Source organism: Actinokineospora sp. NPDC051303 (genome assembly GCF_055586285.1).
The window spans coordinates 18,819-28,762 of record NZ_JBVJIN010000066.1; the positions used below are offsets into that span (position 1 = coordinate 18,819).

The following is a 9,944-nucleotide window of genomic DNA, read 5'->3' on the forward strand; positions in this document are numbered from 1 at the left end:
AGGGAGCGGCTTCCGCGACCAGAGGCCGACGAAAGCCGCTCCCGTACCGTCACAACTCTCACACTTTGCGCACAACCACCCGCACGTCGACGCCTTCGCCCACCGAGCCCGCGAAGCCCTCCGCCGGGCCGTACTCGACCGCGTCGGCCAGCGTCTCGCCCATCAGGAACTCCCGGTGGGCCTCGGCGGCGGCGACCACGTCGTCGGGCGCGTCCACGGTGACCGCGATCCGGTCGGACACGTCCAGCTCCGCGTCCCGCCGGGCCTGCTGCACCACCCGGACCAGGTCGCGGGCGACACCCTCGGCCGCGAGGTCCGCGGTGACGTCGGTGTCGAGCACGACCAGCCCGGAGCTGCCCGGCAGCTCGCCGGTCGCGCCCGCGTCGGTGGCCACGAGCCGCCGCTCGTACTCGCCGTCGAGCAGTTCGACACCCGCCGCCACGACCGCGCCCTCGGCGGTGGTCGACCACTCCCCCGCCTTGACGGCCTTGATCACCTTCTGCACGTCCCGGCCCAGCCGCGGCCCGCAGGCGCGGGCGTTGACCACCAGCTCGAACCGCCCGTGCGCGGCCACGTCGGTGGTCAGCTCGACCGCCTTGACGTTGACCTCGTCGCGGATCAGGTCGGTGAACGGCTCCAGCACGGCCGAGTCGGCCGCGGCGACCAGCAGGCTCGCCAGCGGCAGGCGCACCCGCAGCCGGTTCGCCTTGCGCAGCGCCAGCGCCGCCGAGCAGACCTGCCGGACCCGGTCCATCCCCGCGACGAGGTCGTCGTCCGCGGGCAGCGCGTCCGCCTCGGGCCAGTCGGCCAGATGCACTGACCGCCCACCGGTAAGACCCCGCCAGACCGACTCGGCGGTAAGCGGCAACAACGGCGCGGTAAGCCGGGACACGATCTCCAACACCGTGTGCAGAGTGTCGATCGCGTCGGTGTCACCGGACCAGAACCGGTCACGCGACCGGCGGACGTACCAGTTGGTCAGCACCTCCAGGAACTCGCGCACCGACTGGCACGCGCCGGAGATGTCGTAGGCGTCCAGCGCCGCGGTGACCGACTCGACCAGTTGCCGGGTCTTGGCGAGCGCGTACCGGTCGAGCACGTGCGGCGAGTCCGTCCGCCACACGCCGTCCTTGCCTTCCGCGTTCGCGTAGAGCGCGAGGAAGTACCACGAGTTCCACAACGGCAGCACCGCCTGTCGCACGGCGTCGCGGATTCCGCGCTCGGTGACCACGAGGTCGCCGCCGCGCAGGATCGGGCTGGCCATGAGGAACCAGCGCATCGCGTCCGAGCCGTCCCGGTCGAACACCTCGTTGACGTCCGGGTAGTTCTTGCGCGACTTGGACATCTTCTGCCCGTCGTCGCCCAAGACGATGCCGTGCGCCACGCAGTTGACGAACGCGGGCCGGTCGAACAGGGCCGTCGCCAGCACGTGCATCGTGTAGAACCAGCCACGCGTCTGGCCGTTGTACTCCACGATGAAATCGCCCGGATAGTGGTCCTCGAACCACTCGCGGTTCTCGAACGGGTAGTGCACCTGGGCGAAGGACATCGACCCGGACTCGAACCAGCAGTCCAGCACCTCCGGCACCCGGCGCATGGTGGACGCGCCGGTCGGGTCGTCCGGGTTCGGCCGGGTCAGCTCATCGATGGTCGGCCGGTGCAGGTCGGTCGGCCGCACGCCGAAGTCGCGCTCCAACTCGTCCAGCGAGCCGTAGACGTCCACCCTCGGGTACTCCGGGTTGTCCGACACCCACACCGGGATCGGCGAGCCCCAGAACCGGTTGCGGGAGATGTTCCAGTCGCGCGCGTTCTCCAGCCACTTGCCGAACTGGCCATCCCTGATGTGGCCGGGCACCCAGTTGATCTGCTGGTTCAGCTCCACCATCCGGTCCTTGAACCGGCTCACCGCGACGAACCACGACGACACCGCGCGCTGGATGAGCGCGTTGTCGCAGCGCCAGCAGTGCGGGTACGGGTGGTCGTAGGTCTCGTGCCGCACCAGCAGCCCGAGTTCCTTGAGATCGCGGATGATCGGCTTGTTCGCCTCGAACACCTGCGTGCCCGCGTACGGCGGCACTTCACTGGTGAAGCGGCCGTGCGCGTCGACCGGCACCACGACCTCGATGCCCGCCGCGTCGGTGACCGCCTTGTCGTCCTCACCGAAGGCCGGGGCGATGTGCACGACGCCCGTGCCGTCCTCGGTGGTGACGTAGTCGGCGGGCAGGATCTGGTGGGCGTTCTCGCGGCCAGCGAAGAAGTCGAACGGCGGCAGGTACCGGGTGCCAACCAGGTCCGCGCCCTTGTACCGGCCCACGACCGGCGCGTCCTCGCCGAGTTCGCGGGCGTACGCGCCGAGGCGGGCCTCGGCCAGCAGGTAGCGCTGATCGCCAGCCTCCACCACGACGTAGTCGACCTCGGGGTGCACCGCGGCGGCGAGGTTCGACGGCAGCGTCCACGGGGTCGTGGTCCAGATCAGGGCGTGCACGCCGTCGAGATCGGTTCCCGGCGCCACCAGCCGCAGGCCCACCGTGACCGCGGGGTCCTGCCGGTCGCGGTAGGTGTCGTCCATTTTGGTCTCGGTGTTCGACAGCGGCGTCTCGCAGCGCCAGCAGTACCACAGGACCCGGAAGCCCTCGTAGACCAAACCCTTGTCGTGCAACGACTTGAAGGCCCACATGACTGATTCCATGTAGTCCAAGTCGAGGGTCTTGTAGTCGTTGTCGAAGTCGACCCAGCGCGCCTGGCGGGTCACGTAGTCGCGCCACTGGTCGGTGTAGCGCAGCACCGACGTGCGGCACGCCTCGTTGAACTTCTCGATGCCGAACGCCTCGATCTCGCTCTTCGAGGAGAACCCGAGCTGCTTCTCGGCCTCCACCTCGGCGGGCAGGCCGTGGGTGTCCCACCCGAACCGGCGCTCCACGTGGCGGCCGCGCATGGTCTGGTAGCGCGGCACGAGGTCCTTGACGTAGCCGGTGAGCAGGTGGCCGTAATGCGGCAATCCGTTAGCGAACGGCGGCCCGTCGTAGAAGACGAACTCGTTGTCGCCGTTGTCGCCCGTCGGGCGGGCGTCCACAGTGGCCTGGAAAGTGCGGTCGGCCGCCCAGTAGTCCAGCACGGCGGCTTCGAGCGCGGGGAAGGACGGCTGGGCAGGCACGGTCCGCGCGTCGCCGGTGCCAACGTGTGCCCTGGGGTAACCCATGGGTGGTGCTCCTCGTACGGATCGGTCGGACCCACACGGGGACGACGCGCGCGAGCATTCCGTGCCGCACGTGCCGCGGTACCACCCCGCTTGCCACCGGCGTGCCGGTGACCTCTCTCGGCCGGCTGTCACGGGCCGGTCCCGTCCGGTTCTACTGGGGCTCGCGCCCGTTCTTCCGGAGGCTCCCCGGTGATGGCCGGATCAACGCCTGTGCCCTCAAGGGTAACGCGTCTCCGCAACCGATATGCCGGAGGAGGTGACCTCCCACCACCGCTGGGCGGCGGCGCGGATCAACAGGTACAGCACCGCGGCGTTGCACACGTGCCAGGCGAAGTGCGTGCCGACCGGAAACCCGCCGCACACCGGCCCGTCGATGGTCCGCAAGGTCAACGAGACCGCGAACAGCGCCGCGACTATCCCGAACCTGGTCGCGTGCGCGCGTAGACCCCGCAGGTAAAGCACGACGGCGAACACGACCATCCCCAGGAGAGCGGGCAGGTAAGTGCCGCCGCCGACGACAAGGTTCACCAGCACCGCGAATGCCACGAACGCGGGCGCCCCTAACCACGCCAGCCGCCAGGGCAGCCCGAGGAACCAGCGCGGGAACACCACCACGTAGGTCAGCATGAACAGCAAGATCGGCCCGACGTCCAACGCGGCGGCCCACGTCGTGGCGACCGTGTGGAACGTGAAGCTGCCCACCCCGATCGCGACCAGCAGGACGACGAGCGTCACCACGCTCGCGGGCGCGCCCCGCCGGGCCACCAGGCGGTAGGCGACGACGGCGGCGACGAGGAACGCCACGTTCGTCAGGGCGTTGACCGGCTCGGACCAGAAGTCCGGCCCGGTGCGCTCGCAGTACCCGTCGACCGGCATGTCCGCCACCCTGGCCGTCCAGGATGAACGGAGGGTGACCCGCGACCGGTGACTCTCGTCACCGACAGACGACCTGTGACCTTGCCGATACCAGCCGGTCGATCAGCCCGACCCTGGCCGGGGCTGCTTGGCCGCCCGACTCTCCCGATGCTTGCTGGCCAGGACGGCGTCCGGCGTGCAGAGCCCGCAGGGGGTGAAGCCAAGCTGTCGGGCCTCGGACACCGGCAGGATCAGCGACTGGCGACCCGCCAGCCAACTGCACCCGGTCAGGTGATACCTCGGACGCTCGTCCAGGACGCGGACGTCCGCGGTGAGTTCCGAGACCACCAGCAGGTCGGCGGCGTCAGTCGCCTCTTCCGCGGGCTCGTCCGCCGGGTCGGCGGGCCGAGGCTCCTCGGGCGCGACCGGAGCGGGAGCGGGCTGGTCGACCGCGGTCGACGGCACCGGCTTGTCCGGTTCCGCGGCCTCGGCCGCCGCGGCGCGACGGCGGTTGCCCAACCAGTCGAGAAGCAGGATCGCGGCGGCCACCAGCGAGATGACGACCGAGACCCACGCCCACAGCGTGTTCGCCGTGGTGAGAGCGGCGATCAACAGCCCGAAGGCCGCGAGCACCAGCAACAAGACAATTAGCAGCACCATGTGCCCCGTCTGCCTGGGCGAGCCGCCTCAGCGATCCCGCGGACACCCGTCCGCGCGACGGCGACCCGCCCGGCTACCGGTCAGCCCGCTTCGGCCCGCGGGCCGAACGAGTAGCCGCTCTGCTGGCCCGCCCCACGACCGCCCTCGGTGCTCGGCGCGGCCGAGCCGCGGTCGCCGAGTTCGCGCAGGCTGGACTCCAGGAAGGTCTTGAGCCGGGTCCGGTACTCCCGCTCGAACGTGCGCAACTCGTCGATCTTCTTCTCCAGCGTGGTGCGCTCCTGCTGCACCGCGCCGATGATCTCGGTGTGCTGCCGCTGGGCGTCGCGCTCCAGGGTGGTGGCCTTCTCCCTGGCCTGCCGCTCCAGGGTCTCCGCCCGGGTGCGCGCGTCGTTCAGCATGGTCTCGGCCCGCGTACGCGCCTCGTTCACCATGGTGTCGGACTTAGACCGCGCCTCGGAGAGCAGCTGCTCGGACTTGGTCCGGGCTTCCGCCAGCATTCCGTCGGCCTCGGCCTTGGCCTCGCCGGTGAGCCGGTCGGCCATCTCCTGCGCGAGCCCCAGCACCTTGGCGGCCTGCACGTGGTGATCGCCGCTGCTTCCCGGGCTGGTCTGCTCCAACGAGCTGGGCGGCGGGACGGGCGTCAGGCGGCGCGGCTCCTCCACCTGCCGGGCGGGCGCGACCGAGGGGCCGCCGCCGGACCGGGCGTCATCGAGGTCAGCACGCGCCGACTCAAGCTGCGAGTCGAGCTGCTCGACCTGCGCACGCAGGTCGTTGTTCTCCTCGATCAGGCGGGACAACTCCACCTCGACCAAGTCGAGGAACGCGTCCACCTCGTCCTCGTTGTAGCCCCGCTTGCCAATGGGAGGCTTGCTGAACGCGACGTTGTGCACGTCAGCGGGGGTCAACGACATCTGATCACCTCACGCACTCCAGGGCTGCAGGTACCCAGGTTCCCGACTACCCGGGATAGGCCAGCCGCATCAGAATGAATACGACCAACAGCAGCACCATAATCGATAGGTCCAGGCCCACGCCTCCGATCCGGATCGTCGGGATGAGCCGACGGACCAGACGTACCGGAGGATCGGTCACTGTGTAGATGGTCTCCAGCGTTACCGCAACCCCACCCGCGGGCCGCCATTCTCGGGCGAACGTGCGGACGAGCTCCACCACGACGCGCGCGGTGAGCAACAGCCAGAAGGCGAACAACACCCAATAGACGGCAAGTAGCACTGGTTGCACAGCTCAACTCTGCCATCACTCAGCTTCGGGTGGCGAACCCGCCCTCCGCCAACCGCCGCTTATCCTCCGCGGTTGGGTCGACATTGGGCGGTGAGATCAAGAACACCTTGTTGGTGACCTTGTCCATAGAACCACGCAACGCGAACGCTAGCCCGGCCGCGAAGTCGACCAGACGCCGGGCGTCCGCGTCGTCCATCTCGGTCAGGTTCATGATCACCGGACGGCCGTCGCGATAGTGCTCGCCGATCGTCCTGGCCTCGACATAGCTGCTCGGATGCAGGGTCACGACCCGGCCGAGCGGGTAGCTCGCCGGGGCAGGCTGCTCCGCCTGCCGAAGCCGGGACGCCGGGTCGCGGCGTGCGTCCATCGCAAGGGCTCCATGGGTAGGGGCGTCCGCGGCCGGTGCCCAGGTGGTGGGCCTCGGACGGCCGCGCTCGGCGGGCTCGTAGTCGTCTTCGATCTCGTCTCGGTAGCCCGCACGCTGGCCACCGAACCAGCGGCGCCTGCCGCTGCCGTAGTCGTCGAACTCGTCGTCGGGCAAGTACTCCGGGCGGTGGCGGTAGCCACGTCGGTCGTACTCGTCGGCGTCGTAGTCGTCGAGTTCCTCTGCCGGGACCATTCCGAAGTAGGCCTTCAGCTTCTGCAGCGTACTCATGGCGTTCCTCCGCGACTCCCCAAGCGTGGTCCCACGTGCGTCGACTACCACATCCCCGCACGTCTCAACCGTCGCTCCGGGGATCTTGCCTCCCGGAACCTTGCTAGGGGGAGGCTAGCCCGCGTCCCCCGAGCAGCGCGGTTCCGACACGCACGCATGTCGACCCATAGTCGATCGCTATCTCAAGATCGTTACTCATGCCGCACGACAGTTCACGAGCAGCGGGATAGTGCTCCCGCAGCCGTTGAGCGGCACTTGCTAGACGCGCGAAGGCGGCGGAAGGTTCCATCCCGAGGGGCGCCACGGCCATGATCCCCCGGAGTCGAAGATCACTCGATCGAATGACCACGTCGGCGAGTCCGACAAGATCGTCCAGCGGGCAGCCGCCCCGCGCGGGGTCGCCGTCGATGCTCGCCTGCAAGAGGACGTCGAGCGGCTCGGCCCGCTCGCCGGACTCCCGGGCCGAGGAGACCGCGCGCGCGAGCGCCTCGGCGAGGCGGGTGGAGTCCACCGACTGGACCTCGGCGGCCCAGCGGATCACCGAGCGGGCCTTGTTCCGCTGCAACCGGCCGACCATGTGCCAGCGGACAGCGGACTCCGGCCGGAGCCCGGCCACCGCCGCCGCCTTCGGACCCGCCTCCTGCTCCCGGTTCTCGGCCAGGTCCAGCACGCCGAGGTCGGCCAGCACGGCGGCGTCCTCGGCCGGGAAGGTCTTGGTGACCGCGAGCAGCCTGACCTCAGCCGGGTCGCGGTCGGCGCGGGCGCAGGCGGCGGCGATCCGGGCGCGAACCTCGGCGAGGTTGGCCGCGATCTCGGCGGCCCGATCGGTGGGATGGGTCACCGGCTCGCTCACCGGTCCTGACCCTGATCAACCCAGGTGATCGCGGCCAATCGCCCAGTGGTCCCTTCCCTGCGGTGACTGAACAGTGACCGTTCCTCGTTCGTGCACCGCGGGTCGATCCCGATCCGGGACACCCCGGCGTCGGCGAGTTGGCGCCACAGACCCGCGCGCAGATCGATGCCCGGGGTGCCCTTTCGGGTTCGGCACGCGCTGCCGGGCAGGTGTCGCTCCACATCGGTCTGCATGGCCTGCGGCACCTCGTAGCACTCGCCGCACACCGATGGCCCGAGCAGGACCTCGACGCGGGCGAGGTCCGCGCCCGCCTTCGTCATCGCGGCGAGGGCCGCGGGCACCACCCCGACCCGCGCGCCGACGCGGCCCGCGTGGACGGCCCCGACGACCCCGGCTTCCGGATCGGCGAGCAGGACCGGAACGCAGTCGGCGACGAGGACGACCAGAGCGAGTCCGGGCACGGCGGTCACGGCCGCGTCGGTGGCCTCCAGCGGGGCGTCCCTCGGCCCGTCGACAACCGCGGCGGTGCGGCCGTGGACCTGCTCCATCCACACCAGCCGGTCCGGCCCGAGGCCGAGTTCGGCGGCGAGGCGCGCGCGGTTGGCCGCGACGGCAGCAGGGTCGTCCCCCACGTGATCGCCGAGGTTGAACGACTCGTAGGGGGCCGAGGAGACCCCGCCGTCACGTGTGGTGACCACCCGGCGAATCCGCAACCTGCACTCCTCAACGAGCTTAGGGAGCCTGTCCGGCTCCAACTTAGTGCCTTCAGACGACCGCGAACCCCGGCGGGGAGCGCCGGGGTTCGCGGGTGTCGCAAGGCCGGGTTCGCTACCGGCGCATGAACGGGGGCACGTCCACCTCGTCGTCCGGGTCCTCGGTCACCGGGACGGCGCGGTGCGGCAGGTTGCCCCGCACGCTCGGCAGCGACTGCCCCACACTCGACGGCGGAGCCGAGGACGTCGGCTGGTAGCCGGTCGACGGCCGCGCGGGCTGGTAGCCGTCGCTCTGCGGCTGGGCTTCCTGCTGCGCGGGCTGCTGGTAGGCGGGCGGCTGCTGGTATGTGGGCTGCGGCTGCGCGGGCGGAGCCGGACGCTCGACCGGCGGCGGCGCTTGCCGCTGCGGCGGCTGCTCTGGCTGCGCCTGGGCCGTCGATCCGCCGACCTGACCCGCCTGCGCCGACACCGTGGTGTTGCGCGAACCGAACCCGGTCGGGTCGAGCTTCTTGTGCGTCGGGCCACCGCTGTCGAATCCCGCCGCGATGACGGTGACTCTGACCTCGTCGCCGAGCGAGTCATCGATCACGGTGCCGAAGATGATGTTCGCCTCCGGGTGCGCGGACTCCTGCACCAGCGACGCCGACTCGTTGATCTCGAACAGGCCGAGGTCGGACCCACCGGCGATGGCCAGCAGCACGCCGTGCGCGCCGTCCATGGAGGCCTCCAGCAGCGGCGAGTTGATCGCCTTCTCCGCCGCCTGCACCGCACGGCCCTCGCCGCGCGCCGAGCCGATGCCCATGAGCGCGCTGCCCGCGCCCGACATGACGCTCTTGACGTCGGCGAAGTCCAGGTTGATCAGACCGGGGGTGGTGATCAGGTCGGTGATGCCCTGGACACCGGAAAGCAGCACCTCGTCCGCCGAGCGGAACGCGTCCATCAGGCTCACGCCGACGTCGCCGAGCTGCAGCAGCCGGTCGTTGGGGATCACGATGAGCGTGTCGCACTCGTTGCGCAGCTCGGTGATCCCGTCCTCGGCCTGCTTGGCCCGCCGCTTCCCCTCGAAGGAGAAGGGCCGGGTGACCACGCCGATGGTGAGCGCCCCGAGCTTGCGGGCGATCGAGGCCACCACGGGCGCGCCCCCGGTGCCGGTGCCACCGCCCTCGCCCGCGGTCACGAAGACCATGTCGGCCCCCTTGAGGACCTCCTCGATCTCCTCCCGGTGATCCTCGGCGGCCCGGTGCCCGACCTCGGGGTTGGCGCCCGCGCCAAGACCGCGGGTCAGCTCACGGCCGATGTCGAGCTTGACGTCCGCGTCGGACATCAGCAGCGCCTGCGCGTCGGTGTTCACCGCGATGAACTCGACACCCTTGAGGCCGACCTCGATCATGCGGTTGACGGCGTTCACGCCGCCGCCACCGATGCCGACGACCTTTATCACGGCGAGGTAGTTGTGCGGGGGCGTCATCGAAGCCGCCTTCCTTTTCGTGGTCCTGCGGTGTGCTCTGGCCCTGGACCCTCGACCTCAACCAGAGAGTGAGAGTTATGTCAACCCCGGACCTGCAAGGAAGGTAGGCATACGGAGAGCCACGATCCAGCCGCCACGCCGTACGGGGGCTCCATTGTTCGTCACCGTACCTACGCAAGGGTCTCCGAGAAGCTGGTTAGTGGACTAGGGCCTGTATCGAAGTACCGGTGCGTGTCAGTCGTGATCGGGGTGGTTCCTGGCGGTGCGGCCGCGGCGCCGCTCGTACCGGTGTTGTACTT

Annotated in this window: 9 protein-coding genes; all 9 read right to left on the reverse strand. The window is 70.0% G+C overall.

From position 1 onward, the window contains the following. Positions 1 to 58: 58 nt before the first annotated feature. Positions 59 to 3,199 (reverse strand): isoleucine--tRNA ligase, encoded by a 3,141-nt coding sequence (gene ileS, locus ACZ6SD_RS29750; protein WP_465320333.1) that lies wholly within the window; start codon positions 3,197 to 3,199, stop codon positions 59 to 61. 216 nt (positions 3,200 to 3,415) lie between these two features. Continuing rightward, on the reverse strand, positions 3,416 to 4,075 hold the full coding sequence (locus ACZ6SD_RS29755) for a ceramidase domain-containing protein (RefSeq protein WP_465320334.1): 660 nt from the start codon (positions 4,073 to 4,075) through the stop codon (positions 3,416 to 3,418). A gap of 102 nt (positions 4,076 to 4,177) precedes the next feature. Beyond that, the gene (locus tag ACZ6SD_RS29760) at positions 4,178 to 4,714 is read right to left on the reverse strand and encodes a hypothetical protein (RefSeq protein ID WP_465320335.1); all 537 of its coding nucleotides are present in this window, start codon (positions 4,712 to 4,714) and stop codon (positions 4,178 to 4,180) included. An 80-nt stretch (positions 4,715 to 4,794) separates the two neighbouring features. Next, entirely contained in the window at positions 4,795 to 5,625 is an 831-nt protein-coding gene (gene wag31 / locus ACZ6SD_RS29765) for a DivIVA-like cell division protein Wag31 (protein ID WP_091448279.1), read from the reverse strand. A gap of 46 nt (positions 5,626 to 5,671) precedes the next feature. Then, entirely contained in the window at positions 5,672 to 5,947 is a 276-nt protein-coding gene (locus tag ACZ6SD_RS29770; protein WP_091448281.1) for a YggT family protein, read from the reverse strand. 28 nt (positions 5,948 to 5,975) lie between these two features. Beyond that, entirely contained in the window at positions 5,976 to 6,611 is a 636-nt protein-coding gene (locus tag ACZ6SD_RS29775) for a cell division protein SepF (protein WP_465320336.1), read from the reverse strand. 103 nt (positions 6,612 to 6,714) lie between these two features. After that, positions 6,715 to 7,464: a YggS family pyridoxal phosphate-dependent enzyme gene (locus tag ACZ6SD_RS29780; RefSeq protein WP_465320337.1), complete on the reverse strand. Its 750-nt coding sequence runs from the start codon at positions 7,462 to 7,464 to the stop codon at positions 6,715 to 6,717. Then, positions 7,461 to 8,177, reverse strand: coding sequence for a peptidoglycan editing factor PgeF (pgeF, locus tag ACZ6SD_RS29785; protein WP_465320338.1), 717 nt, complete (start codon positions 8,175 to 8,177; stop codon positions 7,461 to 7,463). Before pgeF ends, ACZ6SD_RS29780 begins: the two co-directional genes overlap by 4 nt. A gap of 115 nt (positions 8,178 to 8,292) precedes the next feature. Beyond that, positions 8,293 to 9,645 carry a cell division protein FtsZ gene (gene ftsZ / locus ACZ6SD_RS29790; protein ID WP_465320339.1) on the reverse strand — a complete coding sequence of 451 codons (1,353 nt, stop codon included), beginning with the start codon at positions 9,643 to 9,645 and terminating at the stop codon, positions 8,293 to 8,295. Positions 9,646 to 9,944 lie beyond the last annotated feature (299 nt).